The sequence below is a fragment of the Janthinobacterium glycogeni genome (assembly GCF_051380725.1).
Lineage (GTDB): Bacteria > Pseudomonadota > Gammaproteobacteria > Burkholderiales > Burkholderiaceae_D > Janthinobacterium.
In genome coordinates this window covers 1-18,998 of the sequence record NZ_JBNYXP010000017.1, presented here as the reverse complement: position 1 = coordinate 18,998, position 18,998 = coordinate 1, and the positions used below count along the sequence as shown (strand labels likewise).

The 18,998-nt window shown below is 60.8% G+C and carries 19 protein-coding genes; 12 read left to right on the top strand and 7 right to left on the bottom strand.

Going from position 1 to position 18,998, the window contains the following annotated elements:
- Positions 1–25 precede the first annotated feature (25 nt).
- From mshL to ACQ4W4_RS25615, 6 genes are all read left to right on the top strand, one after another.
- Positions 26–1,795, top strand: coding sequence for a pilus (MSHA type) biogenesis protein MshL (gene mshL, locus ACQ4W4_RS25640; protein ID WP_436544350.1), 1,770 nt, complete (start codon positions 26–28; stop codon positions 1,793–1,795).
- The gene (locus tag ACQ4W4_RS25635) at positions 1,796–2,698 is read left to right on the top strand and encodes an ExeA family protein (RefSeq protein WP_436544349.1); all 903 of its coding nucleotides are present in this window, start codon (positions 1,796–1,798) and stop codon (positions 2,696–2,698) included.
- Positions 2,699–2,715: 17 nt separating this feature from the next.
- Positions 2,716–3,774, top strand: a complete 1,059-nt coding sequence (locus ACQ4W4_RS25630; protein ID WP_436544348.1) for a tetratricopeptide repeat protein — start codon at positions 2,716–2,718, stop codon at positions 3,772–3,774.
- Positions 3,775–3,848: 74 nt separating this feature from the next.
- Positions 3,849–4,496 carry a hypothetical protein gene (locus tag ACQ4W4_RS25625; RefSeq protein ID WP_436544347.1) on the top strand — a complete coding sequence of 216 codons (648 nt, stop codon included), beginning with the start codon at positions 3,849–3,851 and terminating at the stop codon, positions 4,494–4,496.
- Positions 4,493–4,924 carry a hypothetical protein gene (locus ACQ4W4_RS25620; protein ID WP_436544346.1) on the top strand — a complete coding sequence of 144 codons (432 nt, stop codon included), beginning with the start codon at positions 4,493–4,495 and terminating at the stop codon, positions 4,922–4,924. The genes ACQ4W4_RS25625 and ACQ4W4_RS25620 overlap by 4 nt, the downstream gene beginning before the upstream one ends.
- Before the next feature lie 87 nt (positions 4,925–5,011).
- The gene (locus ACQ4W4_RS25615; protein ID WP_436544345.1) at positions 5,012–5,902 is read left to right on the top strand and encodes an alpha/beta hydrolase; all 891 of its coding nucleotides are present in this window, start codon (positions 5,012–5,014) and stop codon (positions 5,900–5,902) included.
- Positions 5,903–6,016: 114 nt separating this feature from the next.
- On the opposite strand, the gene ACQ4W4_RS25610 is transcribed toward ACQ4W4_RS25615, so the two are convergent.
- A complete protein-coding gene (locus tag ACQ4W4_RS25610; protein WP_436544344.1) occupies positions 6,017–6,715 on the bottom strand; it encodes a nuclear transport factor 2 family protein in 699 nt (232 codons plus the stop codon).
- A gap of 93 nt (positions 6,716–6,808) precedes the next feature.
- Here ACQ4W4_RS25610 and ACQ4W4_RS25605 point away from each other — a divergent pair, with 93 nt between their 5' ends.
- Positions 6,809–7,903 carry a serine hydrolase domain-containing protein gene (locus tag ACQ4W4_RS25605; RefSeq protein WP_436544343.1) on the top strand — a complete coding sequence of 365 codons (1,095 nt, stop codon included), beginning with the start codon at positions 6,809–6,811 and terminating at the stop codon, positions 7,901–7,903.
- 35 nt (positions 7,904–7,938) lie between these two features.
- Here the strand turns inward: ACQ4W4_RS25605 and ACQ4W4_RS25600 are convergent, their stop codons facing one another.
- From ACQ4W4_RS25600 to ACQ4W4_RS25590, 3 genes are all read right to left on the bottom strand, one after another.
- Complete coding sequence (locus tag ACQ4W4_RS25600) at positions 7,939–9,042, bottom strand: HD-GYP domain-containing protein (RefSeq protein WP_436544342.1); 1,104 nt, start codon at positions 9,040–9,042, stop codon at positions 7,939–7,941.
- 41 nt (positions 9,043–9,083) lie between these two features.
- On the bottom strand, positions 9,084–10,262 hold the full coding sequence (locus ACQ4W4_RS25595) for a pyridoxal phosphate-dependent aminotransferase (protein ID WP_436544341.1): 1,179 nt from the start codon (positions 10,260–10,262) through the stop codon (positions 9,084–9,086).
- A gap of 83 nt (positions 10,263–10,345) precedes the next feature.
- Entirely contained in the window at positions 10,346–10,780 is a 435-nt protein-coding gene (locus tag ACQ4W4_RS25590; protein ID WP_436544340.1) for a putative toxin-antitoxin system toxin component, PIN family, read from the bottom strand.
- Between the two features lie 30 nt (positions 10,781–10,810).
- Here ACQ4W4_RS25590 and yaaA point away from each other — a divergent pair, with 30 nt between their 5' ends.
- The gene (gene yaaA / locus ACQ4W4_RS25585) at positions 10,811–11,581 is read left to right on the top strand and encodes a peroxide stress protein YaaA (protein WP_436544339.1); all 771 of its coding nucleotides are present in this window, start codon (positions 10,811–10,813) and stop codon (positions 11,579–11,581) included.
- Positions 11,582–11,618: 37 nt separating this feature from the next.
- On the opposite strand, the gene ACQ4W4_RS25580 is transcribed toward yaaA, so the two are convergent.
- A complete protein-coding gene (locus ACQ4W4_RS25580; protein WP_436544338.1) occupies positions 11,619–12,422 on the bottom strand; it encodes an outer membrane protein assembly factor BamD in 804 nt (267 codons plus the stop codon).
- Between the two features lie 89 nt (positions 12,423–12,511).
- Here ACQ4W4_RS25580 and ACQ4W4_RS25575 point away from each other — a divergent pair, with 89 nt between their 5' ends.
- Together ACQ4W4_RS25575 and pgeF are read left to right on the top strand one after the other, a co-directional pair.
- On the top strand, positions 12,512–13,537 hold the full coding sequence (locus ACQ4W4_RS25575) for an RluA family pseudouridine synthase (protein WP_034781141.1): 1,026 nt from the start codon (positions 12,512–12,514) through the stop codon (positions 13,535–13,537).
- Entirely contained in the window at positions 13,537–14,322 is a 786-nt protein-coding gene (pgeF, locus tag ACQ4W4_RS25570; RefSeq protein ID WP_436544337.1) for a peptidoglycan editing factor PgeF, read from the top strand. Before ACQ4W4_RS25575 ends, pgeF begins: the two co-directional genes overlap by 1 nt.
- Before the next feature lie 16 nt (positions 14,323–14,338).
- Here the strand turns inward: pgeF and ACQ4W4_RS25565 are convergent, their stop codons facing one another.
- On the bottom strand, positions 14,339–14,560 hold the full coding sequence (locus ACQ4W4_RS25565; RefSeq protein WP_307789224.1) for a hypothetical protein: 222 nt from the start codon (positions 14,558–14,560) through the stop codon (positions 14,339–14,341).
- 117 nt (positions 14,561–14,677) lie between these two features.
- Here ACQ4W4_RS25565 and phaC point away from each other — a divergent pair, with 117 nt between their 5' ends.
- Both phaC and phaR read left to right on the top strand, forming a co-directional pair.
- Positions 14,678–16,402: a class I poly(R)-hydroxyalkanoic acid synthase gene (gene phaC, locus ACQ4W4_RS25560; protein ID WP_436544336.1), complete on the top strand. Its 1,725-nt coding sequence runs from the start codon at positions 14,678–14,680 to the stop codon at positions 16,400–16,402.
- Positions 16,403–16,626: 224 nt separating this feature from the next.
- Positions 16,627–17,190 carry a polyhydroxyalkanoate synthesis repressor PhaR gene (gene phaR / locus ACQ4W4_RS25555; protein ID WP_092709520.1) on the top strand — a complete coding sequence of 188 codons (564 nt, stop codon included), beginning with the start codon at positions 16,627–16,629 and terminating at the stop codon, positions 17,188–17,190.
- Positions 17,191–17,280: 90 nt separating this feature from the next.
- Here the strand turns inward: phaR and ACQ4W4_RS25550 are convergent, their stop codons facing one another.
- Positions 17,281–18,870: a beta propeller repeat protein gene (locus tag ACQ4W4_RS25550; protein ID WP_436544335.1), complete on the bottom strand. Its 1,590-nt coding sequence runs from the start codon at positions 18,868–18,870 to the stop codon at positions 17,281–17,283.
- Positions 18,871–18,998: the final 128 nt, after the last annotated feature.

The following is an 18,998-nucleotide window of genomic DNA, read 5'->3' as shown; positions in this document are numbered from 1 at the left end:
AGACAAGTCGAACGGTGGAGCTGCAATGATTCGTATCAGCAAGATGGCGGCCATCATCGGCGTCAGCGTGGGCCTGGGCGCCTGCAATGTCGCCCCCGTCAAGCGCGATACCTACAATGCGATCACCGACGCCGTCAAGGGTGCGGCGGCCACCACCACGCCGGCGTCCCAGCCCGATGCCGTGGAAGCGGCCCTGCTGCCGCCCGTGGCGGCCCTGGCGCAGCAGCTGCCGAAGGCCCGCGCCGCGCTCGACGAACGCTTCAACGTGGCTTTCAACAACGTGCCGGCGCGCCAGTTCTTCACTTCCATCGTGGCCGGCACGCGCTACAACATGCTCGTCCACCCCGACATCGGCGGCACGATTTCCGCCAATCTGAAGGATGTCACCCTCTTCCAGGCGCTTGACGCCGTGCGCGAACTGTATGGCTACGACTACAAGGTCGAGGGCACGCAGATCTACATCAAGCCCCTGACCATGCAGACGCGGCTGTTCCATGTCAACTACCTGACGGGTGTGCGCAAGGGCAGCTCCAACCTGCGCGTGTCGTCGACCTCGGTCGCGTCCGTGGGGCCGACCGTGTCGGGCGGCACGGGCAGCAACGGCAGCAACGGCAGCAACAGCGGCAACAACACGCAGAACGCGGGCGGCCTCGTGCCGGGCGAAGACAGCAGCAACCTCACCACCACCTCGAACGCGGATTTCTGGCGCGAACTGAAGCTGTCGCTCGAAGCCATCGTTGGCAGCACCGAAGGCGGGCGGCAGGTGGTGCTCAGCCCGCAGTCGGGCGTGATCGTCATCCGCGCCATGCCGGAAGAGCTGCGCAATGTCGACATGTACCTGAAGGCAACGCAATTGTCCGTCGACCGGCAAGTCATCCTGGAAGCGAAAATCCTCGAAGTGCAGCTCAACGACAACTTCCAGACGGGCATCAACTGGGCTTCGTTCGCTTCCATCAAGAGCGGCCACACGAACCGCATCTCGACGGGCTTCATCCAGCCGGGCGGCACCCTGGCGCCGCTGCCCTTCAACGGCGGCCAGCCGCCCAACATGACGAACGGCAGCGGTCTGACGGCCAGCAGCGGCTTTGGCCTCAGTTCGGCGGCCACGGCGGCCGGCTCCATGTTCGGCCTGGCTTTCCAGACGGCCAACTTCGCCGCCATGATTTCCTTCCTGGAATCGCAGGGCACCGTGCACGTGCTGTCGAGCCCGCGCATCGCCACCATGAACAACCAGAAGGCCGTGCTGAAGATCGGCACGGACGAGTTTTACGTGACGGGCGTGTCGACCACCACCAATACCACTTCCAGCGGCGCCACCACCAGCCCCAACGTGACCCTGCAGCCCTTCTTTTCCGGCGTGGTGCTCGACGTGACGCCGCAGATCGATGCCGACGGCAACATCATCCTGCACGTGCATCCTTCCGTCAGCCAGGTCACCACCGTCAACAAGGAAGTGGACCTGGGCAGCGCCGGTTCGCTCAAGCTGCCGCTGGCCGCTTCCAGCACGTCCGAGATGGACAGCATGGTGCGCAGCCAGGACGGGCGCATCGTCGCGATTGGCGGGCTGATGCGCCAGGCGACGACGTCGGACCGCTCGCAAGTGCCGGGCGCGGGCGACATTCCCGTGCTGGGCGCGCTGTTCCGCAACACGGGGCAGGTGATCCAGAAGCGCGAACTGGTGGTGCTGATCAAGCCCACCATCGTCGACGGCGCCAACAGCTGGAACGAGGACTTGCTCGATTCGGGCAAGCGCATCGAGGCGCTCGACCCGCGCCGGCCGTCGGAGCGGCGCTAAATGTACCAGGCCCATTTCGGCTTGCGCGAGGCGCCGTTCGGCCTCACGCCCGATACCAGTTTCTTCTTCAACGGCCCGCAGTCGCAGAAGGCGCTCAACACCCTGCTGGTGGCGGCGCGCAATGGCGAGGGCTTCATCAAGATCACTGGCGAAGTGGGTACCGGCAAGACTTTTCTGTGCCGCAAATTCATGCAATCGTTGGGGCCGGACTTCGTCACGGCCTATATCCCGAATCCGAACCTGCCGCCCCGATCGCTGATCCTGGCGCTGGCGGACGACCTCGATGTATTGCTGGAGAAAGATGCGGATCAGCACCAGCTGCTCAAGTCCATCAACTTGCGCTTGCTCAACCTGGCGGCGCAAGGCAAGCGCGTGCTGCTGTGCCTGGACGAAGCGCAGGCGATTCCCGTCGACAGCCTGGAAGCGCTGCGCCTGCTGACGAACCTGGAAACGGAAAAGCGCAAGCTGCTGCAAATCGTGCTGTTCGGCCAGCCCGAACTCGACGTCAAGCTGGCCCTGCCGGAAATCCGCCAGCTGGCGCAGCGCATCACCTTTCACTACCACCTGGGACCTTTGTCGCGCGACGACGTGGATTTCTATGTTGCGCACCGTCTGCGCGTGGCCGGTTTCGATGGCGCGCGGCTGTTCAGCCGTGGCGGCGTGCGCAAGCTGTACCAGGCTTCCGGCGGCATCCCGCGCCTGATCAACATCATGGCGCACAAGGCGCTGATGGTGGCGTATGGCGAAGGCCGGCAGCAAGTGGGCGCCCGCCACGTGGCGCTGGCCGCCAGCGATACCCTGGCCAGCAAGCCCCGCTTTTGGCGGAAGCCCTGGCCGTGGCTGGCCGGCGCCGGCGTGCTGGCCGCCGCCTGCGGCGTGAGCTGGACTTTATTGAACCGATGACGAAGATGAGCCTGTAGATGAGCCTGATTAACAAGATGTTGCAAGACCTCGATGCGCGCGGCACCCCCGATGGACGGGGCGACGCGGCCGGCATCCGCTCCGTGCCCGAACGCGAGCGGAGCTTGCCGCGCGCGCTGGTCTTCGGCGGCGCGGCCGGCTTGACGGCCGCCGCCATCGCCCTGGGCTGGGTCTACCTGAAGCGCCCGCCCGTGCCGCCCGTGCTGGTCAGCGTGGCCAGCACGCCGGTTCCCGTTCCTGTGTCTGTTCCCATTGCACCTGTGCCAGTGCCGGCAGCGACTGTCCCGGCGACGGAACCCGAACCCGCGTTCCAGGCCGTGGACGCTGCCCCGGCCCCGGTTCCGGCCAAGGCCCGGCCAGCCGAAATAAGGCACACCACGGAAAAAGCCGCCAAGCCTGCCGCTGCGCCCGTTGTAAGGACGGCAGCGCCCGCCGCCAGCGAACGCCTCATCGACGGCAAGCAAGTGACTGCGCAGCAGCGCGTGGAGAATGAATACCGGCGCGCGCTGGCCCAGTTGCAGGATGGCCGCCTCTCCGAAGCGTTGCTCGGTTTGCAGCAGACCCTGCAGATCGACCCGCGCCACCAGGGCGCGCGCGAAACCCTGGTGCGCCTGCTGCTCGAAGCGCAGCGCCCCGACGAGGCGGCCCGCCAGTTGCAACTGAGCCTGGCGCTGGACCCGAAGCAGCCGGCGCAAGCGATGATGCTGGCCCGTTTGCAGCTCGATAAAACCAACGGCGGCGCGGCCGCGCTCGACACGCTGATGCGCAGCTTGCCGTACGCCGCCGACAGCGGCGAATACCACGCCTTCCTGGCCGGCGTGCTGCAGCGCGAGCAGCGCTACCGCGAAGCGTCGGAACACTATCAGCTGGCCCTGCAGGCGGCGCCCGACAACAGCGTCTGGTGGATGGGTCTCGGCATCGCCTTGCAAGCGGACAATCACCCGGCCCAGGCGCGCCAGGCATATGTGCGCGCCAAGGGCTTGCAAACTCTGTCGCCGCAGCTGCAGGCGTTTGTCGAGCGCAAGCTGGTGCAGCTGACGGCGGTTGCCACCAAATAAGCGCTAGCCGAGCGCATCACTTTCATCTCCCCCGCCAGCGACATCGCAGGCAGTGGGGGATGGATCAGTACCACATGACTGAAGCGGATGATCCCGCAAACAAGATGACCACTGCCTGGAAATTCTCCGATGCCCCCAATACTGCCTGCTTCACGACCACCGAGGTATTGAATGGTGCTCCCGTCGTGCATGTGTCCCATGATTACGAAGGGAATTGGCAATTCCATGGCGCGCCAGGCGCAACGGTATCGAGCTCCGTTAAAATCGTCAGTCTGGCATACATGATAGGTGCCGATGATTTGCTGGCGCGCCTGTATGACTTGCCCTATGGCTGGAGCGCGCAATGGAATGCAGGCGCAGGAAACTGGGAGCGTTTCAAGGACAATCCGTTTCCCTCGTTTTCGGAGCATGGCTATTACCTGGAAGACGCCATCTGGCTTGCCCAGTATTTCACAGATATCAAGCCTCCGCCTGCGGAAGTGCGCGAGCAACTTGCCATCGGTTCGTGCGTGAAACTGGTTTTTCTTTTCGCCGCCGAAGATGGTGCACGCGAAGATGGCCAGTGCGAAAGAATGTGGGTGTTAGTGACTGGCATCGATGAAGAGGAAGGCTGGTACACCGGCACTATTGAGAATGCTCCGCAGCATCCGGCGGCCAAATACGGCGACCTTATCTCGTTTCATCCCCTGCATGTGGCAGACCTTGCTCATGAATACGCATGAAAGGAAACGCCGTGCGAAATGAACGCGAAGGTGCGAAAGACGCCCGTCAGGAAATCAAGCGATACCAGGAACATATCAACTCGCCGCGCCTTTGCCCGGATCAGTGTTACCGCATGGCCAGTCCGACTTATGCCCTGGTGTGCTACGTCAACCAGGTGACGGGACTTTTCTTGAGCAAGAACTATTATATGATCCCGATCTTCCTTCAGCGCGCGCATGGGGCGCTGCTGGCGTTGAAGCCGGAGCGTGTCAGTGAGCCGTATCGTAATCTGATCGAGCAGTATCTGAGCCATGTAGCGCATTTCATCGTCAAGTATCAATGCCTGGCGGAAGATGAGCTGCAAGCCGCCCAATCTATTCCGCCTGCGTTACTGGCGATCGTGCCTGTTTCGTTGCCGCAAGATTTGATCATGCCTGGCGAGTTTTGACGGTATTGTTGCCGACCTCGCCTGCGAAATTCCCTGCGACATTGATGTGGCTGTCGCATGCTTACTGTGATAAGGAAGGAAATCCATTTGAAATCGTTTAGCCTGCTCTTTGCGTTCTGCTGTCTGTGCAACAGTGCCCTGGCCGCCCCCGCCAGCTATGTTCTTGAGAATACGGAAGTGCGCGACATCCGCGCGCAAGCCTTGCAGCGCGACTATCAGCTGTATGTCGCCTTGCCCGATTCCTATCGGCAGGGAAATAAGCGTTACCCGGTGCTGTTCGTCACCGACGCCAATTATGCGTTTCCCGTCGTGCGCAATATCGCGCAGCGCCTGAACAAGCATGCAGGGATGGAAGAAGTCATCGTGGTGGGACTGTCATACGCCAATGGCGATGGCGGGGTGTACAGCCGCCGCCGCGACTACACGCCCACCACGCCGCGCAAGCATGACTATCGCTCGGACATGCCGGGGCGCCAGCCCGCGTTCGGCGAAGCGAAGGCGTATGGCCAGTTCGTCTCGGGCGAGGTGTTCCCTTTTATTTCGCAACATTACCGCGTCAACATGCAGCGCAAGGTGTTTATCGGCCATTCCTACGGCAGCCTGCTGGGCCTGCAATTCCTGCTGACCGAACCGCGTACCTTCGAGCACTACATCCTTGGCAGCCCGTCGCTGTGGTACGACGCCGGCGTGATGTTCGACCGCGAGCAGGCGTATGCCGCCAGCCACAAGGACTTGCCCGCGTCCGTGTTCTTTGGCATCGGCGGCCTGGAAAAACTGGCGGCGGGCAAGAAGCGTTCGCGTTCGGAGGAAGACGCCGACATGGTGGCCGACTTGCGCGAGTTTGACGGCAAGTTGAAATCGCACAAGTTTCCCGGCTTGAAAACCCGTTTGCGCGTCTTCGAGGATGAAGATCACGCGAGCGTGTTTCCTTTTGTGCTCACGCAGGGCCTGCGGGCGTATTTGACGTCCGCAAAATGAAGAGTCCGGCGCAGGCCGATTGAATGCCGGGATACAAATTGACATCGGAGCCTGCCGCAGGGGTGGGGCCGTGTCCGCCCCCTGCGCCCGGCATCCGTCCTGAAGAATGCCGTTTCACTGCTTCGGCGGGCGGATGCCGGTGTACTGCGCGCTGACCAGCAGCCATTGATGATCGACAAGCCGGGCAACATACCCAGCGCGCATGGCGAAGGTCCGCGCCGCCCCTTCCTGATTGAGGCGGTAGGAGAGCCGTGCCGAGATGAGCGCGGTATCGCCAAACAGGCGCACCGCCGGTTCATCGACCTGGAGTTGAGGACTTGGCCGCTTCTGCTCCGGCGCATAGAAGGAAAGCATTTTCTCACGCGTATCCACCTCGCCGACCGGCGAGATTTCCACATAATTCTCGGCCGTGGTGGCTTTCAGGGTGGCCTGATCAAAACTGTTCTGGGCCTGCGCATGGCGCTGCACCAAGGCCAGCAGTTCGGCGTCAGCGGGAGCCGCATGCGCGCCACCAAGCCCGCCCAAGGCGCAAAGCAGGCTGGTAGAAAGAATATGTGAAAGGGTCAATTTCATGCGTATTTCATCCTGATCGAGGTCATTGAGCAGCATTCGATCCCTGTCAGCATCGTCAGAATCGAACACCGGCCGCTGGACAGCCTCAGGCGAGGATATCCACGCGTATGCTATCGCGTTGCCGTTTGCTGCCGCACACCATTGCGACAGGCCGCTTGATCGGTGGATTGAAATGCAGTTTACCGGCCCCGGCCGCAGGCTCGCCGCCCGGACGGCGTACGCGCCATCAGCGGTTTTCACGACGAAGCCTGTGGGCGCAACATCCATCCCACTGCCAAATGTTACTATCATCAATTCTTACTGGAAATAGTAAACCAGCCCGCGAGATATCCCATGAAAACTTCTGCTGCTGATGGAAAAATGACTGTGCCGCAGATACTTGCGTCCTCTCTTTTGTTGACAATCTCCCTGTTCGCGCATGCGCGGGCTGGAGACAACTCCCGTACGGCGAGAGATGATGACTACTCTGCCAGAATTGATCAGTTGGTACAGGAAAAAAATCCACGAAGTTTTAATGGCGTCATTCTCATCACCAAAAATGGGAAAACGGCATACGCAAAAGTCCTTGGGTATGCGGATATTGAAAATAAAGTACCGTTAAGGATCGACGATAATTTCAGGATCATGTCGAACAGCAAGCAGATGACGGCTGTATTGATTTTGAGGGAAGTTGAAAAAGGCAAGATCGATTTGCACAGTCCCGTCAGGCGCTACCTGCCGGATTTGCCGCAGGCTTGGGCGGATACAGTGACCGTGCATCAGTTGCTCAACTTTTCGGCGGGAATAACCGAGATTGACAAGCCGCTCAGCTTCAAGCCCGGAACGGATTTTTTATATGGCGTGACAACTTACTCAATGCTGGGCAGGATTTTTGAAAAAGTCAGCGGGAAAAAGTTTATCGAGGCGGCAAATGCCTTGTTCCAGGAGCTGGGCATGCACAACAGCTTTTGCTATGAGGAAAATAAAGACAATAAGGTCATCAAGGGATATGTCAATGCCAATAATGTATTCACCTTGAGGGAGCATCCCGTTCAGAGGAATGGCTGGATTGACTTCATACCGGCAGGGGGTATCGTTTCAAACGCAATAGATTTGAATATCTGGGATGAGAAACTTCATCAGGGAAAGATTTTAAAGCCGGAAACCTACAAGTTGATGACGAGTTATGATATATCCAGCCAGCATGTCGCCTTCGGCGATGAAAAACATGGTTATGGCTACGGTGTGTATGTCAGCGACAAAACGCCGGTTAAATACATAGGTCACTCCGGCAAAGGGCTGGGATTTGCTTCAATTAAAATGTATTTTCCGGAAAAAGATGTCGATGTTGTTGTCCTGGAAAATCAGTATAGCGAAGAAAGTAGCCTTCATTACTATTTTGAAATAAAAATAAGAGAGATAGTAATGAGTAGCAATCTTGTGAAATAGCAAGGGCTACCTCGGCCATTCATTCACCAGCAGCGCTACAAGCGCGCCTCGTCGCCCCACACATTGCGCATGCTGAAGTGCACGCCCGCATCGTCTTCATGCAGCGACGAGACGATGGCGAACTGGCTGTCGCCCGTGTCGCGCGGCGTCATCTGCGCCAGTTGGGCGGCGGCCAGCGGCGCGCCCAGCGGGTCGCTGAGCGGATGCACGTGGCCGGCGCCCCGCTGCGTGACGACGCCCAGTTCGCCGCTGCGCAGGCGTACCAGGGTGCCGGGCGGATACTTGCCCAGCAGATTGACGAACCGTTCCCCCAGCAGCGGGTCGACGGGCACGCCCTGGTCGAGGAAGATGTGTTGCAGCGCCTGGTCGGGCACGATGGAGCGCCGGTAGTTGCGCGCCGAGACGCGCGCGCAATAGCGGTCCGCCAGGCCGATCAGCTTGGCATTTTGCAGGATTTCGTCGGCCGTGCGCCCCTGCGGGTAGCCGCTGCCGTCGTCGTTTTCATGGTGCAAAAGCACGCAGCTCAGCCATTCCTCGTCGTCGACGCCGGCGCAGCGCAACAGCTCCGTGCTTTCCTGCGGATGCTGGCGCACGATGCGCATTTCTTCGTCATTCAGTGGACCGCGCCGGTCCTGGAAACTGTCGTGGTGGCGCAGCATGCCCACATTCATCGTCAGCGCGGCCGCGCCGATCAACAAGAGTTCATCGTGGGACTTGTGCATGCTGCGCCCCACCAGCATGGCCAGCAAGGCCGTTTCGATGCAGTGGCGCACGGCGTAGCTGCCGGCGATCTGGTTGAGCAGGATGCTGGCCAGGGCGATGTCGGCATCGTGTTCGAGCGCGCGCAGCAGTTCGCGGGCGATGTCGCGCACGTCGCGCTCGGCATTGCTTTCGCTGCGCAAGGCCAGCAGCAGGCGTTCCAGGCGCTGCGCCGCTTCATTGAGCAAGCGCAACACGGACGGCTGCTCCGGCGCGCCCACATACAGGCCCAGTTGCATCAGCCGTCCCAGCTGCGCACCGTCCGTGATGATCTGCCCCTTGCGCAGTTGCGGGCCGGCGCTGTGGTCAGCCAGAAACAGATCCCAGGGCAGGGGTTCGCCGGGAACCAGGTCGGCCGGGCCGATGCGACGCTGTACCATGCTGTCATCCTTTGCTCCGCCGGGGCGGAGAAATACTGTCGTTAAATGCTGCGCAGGCGCTCCAGCGCCAGGCGCAAGGTCTCGTCTTGCTTGGCAAAGCAGAAGCGCACGATGCCCGACTCCTTGCCCTGCGCGTAAAACGCGGACACGGGAATGGCGGCCACCTTGATTTCCGCCGTCAGCCATTCGGCGAACTGCGCTTCGGTCTCTTGCGAAATGGCATCGTAGCGCACGCACTGGAAATACGTGCCGTCGGCCGGCAGCAGGGTAAAGCGGCTGCCCGCCAGGCCGTCGCGGAACAGGTCGCGCTTGCGCTGGTAAAACGCGGGCAAATCCAGGTAGGGCTGCGGGTCGGCCATGTAGCCGGCGATACCGTGCTGCATCGGTGTGTTGACGGTAAAGACGTTGTACTGGTGCACCTTGCGAAATTCCGCCGTCAGGGCTGCGGGCGCCGCCACATAGCCGACTTTCCAGCCCGTCACGTGATACGTCTTGCCGAAGCTGGAGACGATGAAGCTGCGCGCCGCCAGTTCCGGATTGCGCGCGAGCGAGGCGTGCGGCACGCCGTCGTACACCATGTGCTCGTAGACCTCGTCGGACAGGATCAATATTTGCGTGCCGCGCACGATGTCGGCCAGCGCGGCCACGTCGGCAGGACGCAGGATCGTGCCCGTCGGATTGTGCGGCGTATTGATGATGATCAAGCGCGTTTTTGAGCTGACGGCGGCAGCGAGCTTGTCCCACGGCACGCTGTAGCCGGACTTTCCCACTTGCATGGCCACCAGCACGGGCACGCCGCCGGCCAGGGCGATGGCGGGCAGGTAGCTGTCGTAGGCCGGTTCGATGACGATGACTTCGTCGCCCGGGTGCACGCAGCACAAGATCGCCGTGGTGAGCGCCTGCGTGGCGCCGGCCGTGACGGTGATTTCCGTGCCCGCATCATAGCCGTGGCCGTACTGGCTGGCGATCTTGGCGGCGATGGCTTCGCGCAGCGGCGCGGCGCCCGTCATCATCGGATACTGGTTGTGGCCGGCGCGCATGGCGTCGCTGACCCGTTCGACCAGGGCCGGGTCGCAATCGAAGTCGGGAAAGCCCTGGCCCAGGTTGACGGCGCCATGCTGGGCCGCCAGGCTGGACATGCGGGTAAACACGGTAGTGCCCACCAGAGGCAAGCGGGTGGTCAGGGTGGGAGTCAGGTGGGGCAGGGACGGGCTGTTCATGAACGGTAGGGTCGCGGCGCGGAAAGTGGAATCGTTCCCCATTCTAGCGCAGCGCGCCCCGTCGCGTGCGGGGCTTTGACAGCTCAGCCCGGCAAGGCCCAGCCTTCCGGCACCATGATCTTGAACATGCCGGCCTTGGCCGTCTTGCGGGCCAGTTTCAGCAGCGCCTTGTCCTTGGTGATGAGGATGTCGGCGTTGGCGTCGCGCGCCAGTTCGAGAAATTTCTGGTCATCCTTGTCCGTGCAGACGGGCAGGCGCACGCCGGACACGGGCGGCGCCACGACGCGGATGTGGGCGTCGAAGCGGGCGGCGGCGACGGCGCGGCTGGCCTCGTCGAGCGGCAGGTGCTTGTAATGCAAGACGACCAGATATTCCGCGCGACAATCTTCGCGCGTGATGGCGTGCACGGCGCCGCTTTCCATGGCCGCCAGCAGGCCCGCCCAGCGCGGGTCGTTGAAGACGAACAGGTCGAGGCAAACGTTGGTGTCGAGAACGAGTTTTTGTGGAGCAGGTATCATGTCGGCAATTCTATTCTGTAGTGATAATTTATGTTGATCGTGCTTTCGCCCGCCAAGAGTCTCGACCTGGAGACGCCGCCAACGACCACGTTGCACAGCACCCCCGATTTTCTCGACCATTCCGCCCAGCTCATAGCCCGCATGCGCCAGTTCTCGCCGGCCGAAGTGGGCAGCCTGATGGGCATTTCCGACGCCTTGTCGGCCCTCAACGTGGCCCGTTACGCGTCCTGGACACCGCAGCTGGACGACGCGCGCCAGGCCATCATGGCCTTCAACGGCGACGTGTATGCCGGTTTCGAGGCGCGCAGCCTGCAGCCGGCCCAGCTCGATTATGCCCAGTCGCGCGTGCGCATCCTGTCGGGCCTGTACGGCTTGCTGCGCCCGCTGGACCTGATCCACCCGCATCGCCTGGAAATGGGCACGCGCCTGTCGACCACGCGCGGCAAGGATTTGTATGCATTCTGGGGCGACACCATCACCAACGGCCTGAACCGCGCGGCCAAAGAGCAGGGCGCCAAGGTGCTGGTCAATCTTGCTTCCGAAGAATATTTCAAATCCGTCAAGCCGCGCCAGCTGGACGTGCCCGTCATCGCGCCCGTGTTCGAGGACTGGAAGAACGGCAAATATAAAATCATCTCGTTCTATGCCAAGCGTGCGCGCGGCATGCTGGCCCGCTATGCGGCCGTCAACGCCATCCGCGACCCCGAGCAGCTCAAGCAGTTCGACATCGACGGCTACGGTTTCGTGCCGGAAGCGTCGAACGATACCAGCTGGGTGTTCCGGCGCAAAGTGGGTGTATAAGTAAAAAAACCGGGCTAGCCCGGTTTTTTATTGCAGCTTACTGCCAGAACTTCCACCACTTGCGTTCCTTGTTCACCCCTTCCGGGCTGAGGAATGCCGTGTTCGGATAGTTTTTGGTCAGCACGCGCAAGGCATCGTCGCGCAGGTCGGTCAAGCCCAGCTTGTCGTACGAGCGGTACATGATGAACAGCGCTTCTTCGATGGCGGGCGAGGCGGCAAAGTCCTTGACCGTCGTTTGCGCGCGGTTGGCGGCGGCCAGGTAGGCGCCGCGGCGGTAGTAATAGCGCGCCACGTGCACTTCGTATTTCGCCATGGCATCGATCAAATAGTTCATGCGGGCCAGCGAATCGGGCGCATATTTGCTATTTGGGAACTTGTCGACCAGTTGCTTGAAGGCCGCAAACGCTTCGCGCGTGGCTTTCGGATCGCGCTCGGTCGGGTCTTGCTCGTACAGGAAGTTCAGGAAGCTGATCTGATCGTTAAAGCTGATCAGGCCCCGCAAGTAGTACATATAGTCTACATTGGCGTGGTTCGGATGCAACTTGATGAAGCGTTCGACGGCAGCCAATGCCTGCGCCTGGTCTCCCGACTTATAATACGCGTAAGCGATCTCCATCTGCGCTTGCAGAGCATAGTTGCCGAAAGGATAGTTAGCCTCCAGCTTCTGGAACAGACCGATTGCAGCTTCATAGTGCTGCCCGGCCATTTCTTCACGCGCCTCCGAGTATAATTTCGTAACGGACCAGTTTTTGGTCTCATCCACTTTTTCAGGCAACAAGCTGCAAGCGGACATGCCGAGCAGAACGACTGAAGCGACTACCAACGATAATTTTTTTTGCATGACGTTTTGCAAGAAGGTTTTAACCAAGATTTTACAATAGGCTGATTATAGCCGATGGGAATGCTGTGATATTAACTCCGAAGCCTAATTTGGCTGACCCCGCGTTTGACTCCCTTTCTGACCATGCTGCCGAAGAGGCGTTTGACGGCGATTTTGCCGCCGACGACGTCTTCGAGGAAATGGCCCCGATTACATTGGAACTGACGCCGGACGCCTGCGGCCACCGCCTCGATAAAGTCATCGCCCAGCTGGTGCCGCAATACTCGCGCAGCCGCTTGCAATTGTGGCTGGAAGCCGGTTTCGTGACCGTCGATGGAAAAGTTGCCAAACGCAACATGACCGCCTATGGCGACGAGAAGATCGTCATTCTGCCGCAAAGCGCGCCGGAAGACGAGGCTTTTAAGCCGGAAGCGATGGAATTGAACATCGTGCACGAAGATGAGCATATCATCGTCATCAACAAACCGGCCGGACTGGTCGTGCATCCGGGCCCAGGCAACTGGTCGGGCACCCTGCTCAACGGTTTGCTGCACCACTGCCCGCAACTGGCCGGCGTGCCGCGTGCCGGCATCGTGCACCGCCTGGACAAGGATACCAGCGGCCTGATGGTCGTCGGCAAGACCCTGGCCTCGCAAACGGATTTGGTGCGCCAGTTGCAGGCGCGCACCGTCAAGCGCGAATACTTCGCGCTCGTGTGGGGCACGCCGAAAATGGCGGGCACCATCGATGCGTCGATCGCGCGCCACCCGCGCGACCGCGTCAAGATGGCTGTCTCGGAAAACTTCACGGCCAAGCCCGCCATCACGCACTATGAATTGATCGGCAGCGGCGAACTCGACCGCCGTCCCGTGAGTCTGATGCAATGCCGCCTGGAAACAGGCCGCACGCACCAGATCCGCGTGCACATGCAGCATCTGGGCTTTGCGCTGGTCGGTGATTATGTGTACGGCAAGCAGCACCTGGTGTCCGTCTTCTCGCGCCAGGCGCTGCAGGCGCGCCGCCTGGGTCTCGTGCATCCGGGCACCCTGGAAGCGTGCGAGTGGATCGTGCCGCTGGCCGATGATTTCGCCCAACTGATCGCCACGGCCGGCATTCCCGAGCCGGAACAGGTCTGATGACGGCTGCCTTGCCTTATATCACTCCTCATTGGCCCGGCCTGCCCGCGAACGTGGGCGCGCTGGCGACCGTGCGCGCGGGTGGCGTCAGCCAGGGGCCGTATGGTGACGGGCAGGGCGGTGGTGGCTTGAACCTGGGTACGCACGTGGGCGACGAGCCCGCGCACGTGGCGGCCAACCGCGCGCGTCTGGCCGCCGTACTGCCTGCCGAGCCGGCCTGGCTGTCGCAGGTGCATGGCGTGGCCGTGGCCGATGCCGGCAAGCTGGACGGCTGCGTGCCCGATGCCGACGCCAGCGTGGCAACGCAGTCTGGCGCCGTGTGCGTGGTGATGACGGCCGATTGCCTGCCGGTATTGTTTTGTTCGACCGATGGGCTGGTCGTCGGCGCGGCCCACGCGGGCTGGCGCGGCCTGGCCAACGGCGTCTTGCAGCGCACGGTGGAGAATATGCGGGCGCAGGGCGCGACGGACATCCTCGCCTGGCTGGGGCCGGCCATTGGTCCGCAGCAATTCGAAGTGGGGCAGGACGTGCTGCAGGCGTTCCGCGACGGCGCACGCGATGATGCCGAGCGGCAAGTGTTGTCGGATGCATTCGCCGCCATCGCCGGCAAGCCGGGCAAGTATCTGGCCGACATCTATGCGCTGGCGCGCACCATGCTGCTGCGCGACGGCGTGGCGCAAGTGGCGGGAGGCGAGTACTGCACCGTCAGCGATGCGGCGCAGTTTTACTCGTACCGGCGCGACGGCGTCACGGGACGACAGGCCAGTTTGATCTGGCGCAAATAATCTGCACGGCAGACACTTATGTGTCTGCCGTTTTTGTTTTATCGTCTGCTGAGGCAAGCGCGCGCGCTTTTAGCTCAGCCTTGCGTTTGCGTCGCCGCGAGCCCGTCAGATAGAATAGGATGGACAGCGGGATGACGCAGTACAGCACGAAGGTCATCACCCCGGCGACGATGGACGGTTCCGTCAGCGCCATGAGGCCGACGACATAGATCCAGGCAACAGCGGTCATGAGCATCATGAGTAGTGGCAGTCAGTAAGAGTTTGCATGCAGGTGGCCCGGAAGTAATTACTTATTTTTTGACTACGTTTTAATTCTTGAATGGACTTACATTTTATGAACATGCCCGATCCTCAAATGATGACCAAGGAATGGATGGCGCAGATCAGCAATCCTGAGCAGTGGAAGACGTGGTTCAACATGGTACCGCAGCCCCAGGGCAATCCGATTGCCGGCATTTTGCAGGATGCCGGCGCCAGCATCAAGCCGGAAGCGATCGAGCAACTGAAAAATGCCTACGTGGCCAAACTGACGGGCTTGTGGGCCGACTTCATGGCCGGCAAGGCGCCGGAACTGAAAGACCGCCGCTTCGCCGCGCCCGCCTGGCACGCCAGCCCCCTGTCGGCCTTCAACGCGGCCGCCTACCTGCTCAACGCCGAGTTTCTCAGCGCCATGGCCGACGCCGTGGAAGCGACGCCGCACCAGAAGCAAAAAATTGCGTTTGCCGTGCAGCAAATCGTCGACGCCATGTCGCCCGCCAACTTTCTGGCCACCAATCCTGACGCCCAGCAAACGCTGATCGAGACCAAGGGCGAAAGCCTGGCCAAGGGCTTGAGCAATATGCTGGCCGACATGCAGAAGGGCCGCATCTCGCAATCGGACGAATCGGCCTTCGAAGTGGGGCGCAACGTGGCCACCACGCCGGGCACGGTGGTGTTTGAGAACGCCTTGTTCCAGCTGATTCAGTACACGCCGACGACGGCCACGGTACACCAGCGGCCGCTGTTGATGGTGCCTCCGTGCATCAATAAATTCTATATCCTTGACTTGCAGCCGGAAAACTCGCTCGTGCGCTACGCGGTGGAGCAGGGCAATACCGTGTTCCTCATGTCCTGGCGCAATCCGGACATGAGCATGCAACACCTGACGTGGGACGATTACGTCGAGCAAGGCGTAATCGAAGCCATCCGGGTGACGCAGGACATTTCCGGCCAGGACAAGCTCAATATGTTCGGCTTTTGCGTGGGCGGCACCATCGTCTCGACGGCGCTGGCCGTGCTCCAGGCGCGCGGCGAGAGTCCGGCCGCCAGCCTGACCCTGCTGACCACCTTCCTCGACTTTTGCGATGCGGGCGCGCTCGACGTCTTCATCGACGAGCCGCAGGTGGCGCTGCGCGAGCAGACCCTGGCCAAGGGCGGCCTTATGACGGGCCGCGACCTGGGCAGCACGTTCTCCAGCCTGCGGCCGAACGACCTCGTGTGGAACTATGTGCAGTCGAATTACCTGAAGGGCAAGGAGCCGCCCGCGTTCGACTTGCTGTACTGGAATGGCGACGGCACCGGTTTGCCGGGCCCCATGTTCTGCTGGTATCTGCGCAACACTTACCTGGAAAACAGCCTGAAAGTGCCGGGCAAGCTGACGGTGGCAGGCGAGCCGGTCGACCTGAGCAGCATCGACGCGCCCGCTTTCATCTACGGTTCGCGCGAAGACCATATCGTGCCCTGGGGCGCGGCCTATGCCAGCACGGCCTTGCTGAACCCGAAAAAACCGAAAGCCAACCGCTTTATCCTCGGCGCCTCGGGCCACATCGCCGGCGTGATCAACCCGGCGTCGAAGAAAAAGCGCAGTTACTGGAGCAACGACGCAGGCAAGGGCGCCCGCACGGCGAAAGCCAAGCCCTTGACGGCCGAGCAGTGGATGGACGGCGCGACCGAGCACGTGGGCAGCTGGTGGCCCGAATGGGCGGCCTTCCTGGCCGAACACGGCGGCGCCCAGGTGAAGGCGCCAGCCAAGCCGGGCAACAAGCGCCACGCGGCGATCGAGCCGGCGCCGGGACGGTATGTTAAAGTCAGGGCAGATTAATTCACAAAACGATTTGCCAGGCAAGGCCGGCGTAATCGTCGGTCTTGTCAGGAATCTACTTTTAGTTGCGTTGCAATAAATGCGGGAATCTACTACCCTGATGTGCAATGGAGCCGTTTTCCACTCTATAATGGAAAACGTAGGCAGGTGCGAAAGCGGACCCACGTTCGCTTTTTTTTCGGATTAACTCAGTATGCGCTGCGGCGCAATAAGTGGAACTTGTGATGAGTAGTGCAAAAAAAAGTATAGACCGCCTGATTAAAAAATATCCCAACCGCCGTCTGTACGACACGCAAACCAGTTCCTACATCACCTTGACGGACGTCAAGCAGCTGGTGTTGGACAATGAAGTGTTTACCGTCGTCGATGCCAAATCCAATGAAGATTTGACGCGCAGCATCTTGCTGCAAATCATTTTGGAAGAGGAAGCGAACGGCGCGCCCATGTTCTCGAGCAGCGTGTTGTCGCAGATCATCCGCTACTATGGCCACGCCATGCAGGGCATGATGGGATCCTACCTGGAAAAGAACGTGCAAGCGTTCACCGATATCCAGCACAAGTTCACGGGCACGTCGGCCGGCAGTTTCGAAGGCAAGCCATTCAGCCCGGAAATGTGGACCCAGTTCATGAATGTCCAGGGTCCGATGATGCAAGGCATGATGAACAACTACATCGACCAGAGCAAGAGCCTGTTCGTGCAGATGCAGGAACAGATGCAGAACCAGAGCAAGAACCTGTTCGGCACCTTCCCATTTGTTCCGCCGGTTCCTCCCACGGACAAAAAGTAAGCCGCAGTCATTGCGGGCCACACAACGGCACAGGACCTCCTGTGCCGTTGTGCTTTGCGGCTGTCATGCCGCCGCCGCGGATGCTGAATGCTATTGCCTCAGTTGTTGCAGCGTGGAGAGCAGATCCTGGTTGGAGTGCTCGAGCTTCCATGTCCTGGCATTGTCCATGGAACTGTAGATGCTGACATTACCCTTGAAATCTTCCATCATATTGAGCGCCAGGCCGGAAGGGAAAATCAATGGGGCGTGGCGCAGTCGGTATGGCGCATACGGCCCCCAGGTTTTGCCTTCGTCGCTGCTGACCAGCAGTGCACCATCGTTATACATGCCGGCCTCCATCAGCAAGCGGCCGTCATTGAGCGGCGCCACGGGCGACATCAGGACTTTGAATGGCGAAACGATAGTCGTCCAGTTCTGGCCGCGATCCCGTGAGACATAGGCGTCGGGAAACCGTCCTCCCAGACCAGCCGCTACCAGAACGCTTTGCGTGCCATTGGCTTGATGGATAAACTGCGTCAAGCTTTTCTTGTGCGGACTAAAGCGCTCGGTCAACTTGCCCGTGCGGTAATCGAGTTCGCCGATCAAGCCGCTCTCCAGCGCATAGCCGATCCGGTCCGCGTCTTGCCACGTCCACAATAAGCCTGGGCCATGCAGCCACGATCCGGGCAGGGTGATATGGTACACGGATCGCCAGTCGCCGGCGTCCAGTTGATTCGCATGGAAAATGTTCAATTCGCCTTCCTTGCGATGCATCACGTACCAGCCATCGTTGGGGTTGCCACCGATGCGCAGCAGATTGCCGGGCGGCAGGTTGCCTGCATCGACAGGAAGCAGCTTGTCGCTGTCACGCGCTTTGCGTAGCAGGGAGCCCGATTCGCCTACCGCGATCAGCTCGGCATTGGGCAGGTCCACGGGAAATACGCAAGACAGCGACTCCACCGACGGCGCATTGATGATATTCCATCGCCCTTGCGTCGAGCGTATCAGGACGGCGCCCATGCGGCTGGCGGCGGCCACCCGGCCATCGGGCATTTCGGTGGCGCACTCGGCCCCGGCAGGGTGGGCGCGAGCAAATTGCTCGACATCGTCCCGCGCTTGGCGTGGGGTGCTCCAGCCTAGGCTGGCGGCGGCGCCAAACATGGCGCTGTAGTCGGGGGCAAAGCGCCGGATCAATTCCGCATTCGATGCCACCTGGGCGCTGCGGCCGTACTGCACGCCGAAATTGCCGCGTGTCACAATCAGTCGGCCCAGATCCGCCGATTTGCCCGCTTCGATCTTGAAGCTTCCCACGATGGTCGAATACACATGCAGGAGCTTGTTGGCCCGGGTGTCGATCAATTCGATAAATTCATACTCGCCAGGCGGTAGTGCGCCAATGAACAGGGAAGTATCGCCTGCCATCGCGCTCTCGACCTTTTTCATCACCAGGTTTGCGGACACCAGCTTGAAATCACTGCGCTGCTCGCCCGCCACCACACGGCGTAACTTGATCATGTTGAAACCGTAAATATCTTTGGTATTCGACGTGATGCTGACGACCACCGGGGTTTCTCCCGACTGTGCGCTCATTTTCAGTGGATCGACCACCGAGGTGTTGACGGCGCAGCCGCTCAGCAGCAATACGGTCAAACCGCAAGCCGCGACAGCCGAGCGTCGCGCTTTCAGATTGGAAAAGGACATGAGATTGATTTAGAGCGCCTAACAAAACGTCGTCCAGAGAAACAAACGGCCCCGAAGTTGGTCAAACCCACCTGACATTGTTTTCGGGAGGCGCGCCATGGCCAAAGCCCTTCTTCCTGACGACCTGT

Bases quoted from the DNA above. Each gene is read 5' to 3' on its own strand.
- mshL (WP_436544350.1), top strand. From the start codon at position 26: ATGATTCGTATCAGCAAGATGGCGGCCATCATCGGCGTCAGCGTGGGC.
- ACQ4W4_RS25635 (WP_436544349.1), top strand. From the start codon at position 1,796: ATGTACCAGGCCCATTTCGGCTTGCGCGAGGCGCCGTTCGGCCTCACG.
- ACQ4W4_RS25630 (WP_436544348.1), top strand. From the start codon at position 2,716: ATGAGCCTGATTAACAAGATGTTGCAAGACCTCGATGCGCGCGGCACC.
- ACQ4W4_RS25625 (WP_436544347.1), top strand. From the start codon at position 3,849: ATGACTGAAGCGGATGATCCCGCAAACAAGATGACCACTGCCTGGAAA.
- ACQ4W4_RS25620 (WP_436544346.1), top strand. From the start codon at position 4,493: ATGAAAGGAAACGCCGTGCGAAATGAACGCGAAGGTGCGAAAGACGCC.
- ACQ4W4_RS25605 (WP_436544343.1), top strand. From the start codon at position 6,809: ATGAAAACTTCTGCTGCTGATGGAAAAATGACTGTGCCGCAGATACTT.
- ACQ4W4_RS25600 (WP_436544342.1), bottom strand. From the start codon at position 9,042: ATGGTACAGCGTCGCATCGGCCCGGCCGACCTGGTTCCCGGCGAACCC.
- ACQ4W4_RS25595 (WP_436544341.1), bottom strand. From the start codon at position 10,262: ATGAACAGCCCGTCCCTGCCCCACCTGACTCCCACCCTGACCACCCGC.
- ACQ4W4_RS25590 (WP_436544340.1), bottom strand. From the start codon at position 10,780: ATGATACCTGCTCCACAAAAACTCGTTCTCGACACCAACGTTTGCCTC.
- yaaA (WP_436544339.1), top strand. From the start codon at position 10,811: ATGTTGATCGTGCTTTCGCCCGCCAAGAGTCTCGACCTGGAGACGCCG.
- ACQ4W4_RS25580 (WP_436544338.1), bottom strand. From the start codon at position 12,422: ATGCAAAAAAAATTATCGTTGGTAGTCGCTTCAGTCGTTCTGCTCGGC.
- pgeF (WP_436544337.1), top strand. From the start codon at position 13,537: ATGACGGCTGCCTTGCCTTATATCACTCCTCATTGGCCCGGCCTGCCC.
- ACQ4W4_RS25565 (WP_307789224.1), bottom strand. From the start codon at position 14,560: ATGATGCTCATGACCGCTGTTGCCTGGATCTATGTCGTCGGCCTCATG.
- phaC (WP_436544336.1), top strand. From the start codon at position 14,678: ATGATGACCAAGGAATGGATGGCGCAGATCAGCAATCCTGAGCAGTGG.
- phaR (WP_092709520.1), top strand. From the start codon at position 16,627: ATGAGTAGTGCAAAAAAAAGTATAGACCGCCTGATTAAAAAATATCCC.
- ACQ4W4_RS25550 (WP_436544335.1), bottom strand. From the start codon at position 18,870: ATGTCCTTTTCCAATCTGAAAGCGCGACGCTCGGCTGTCGCGGCTTGC.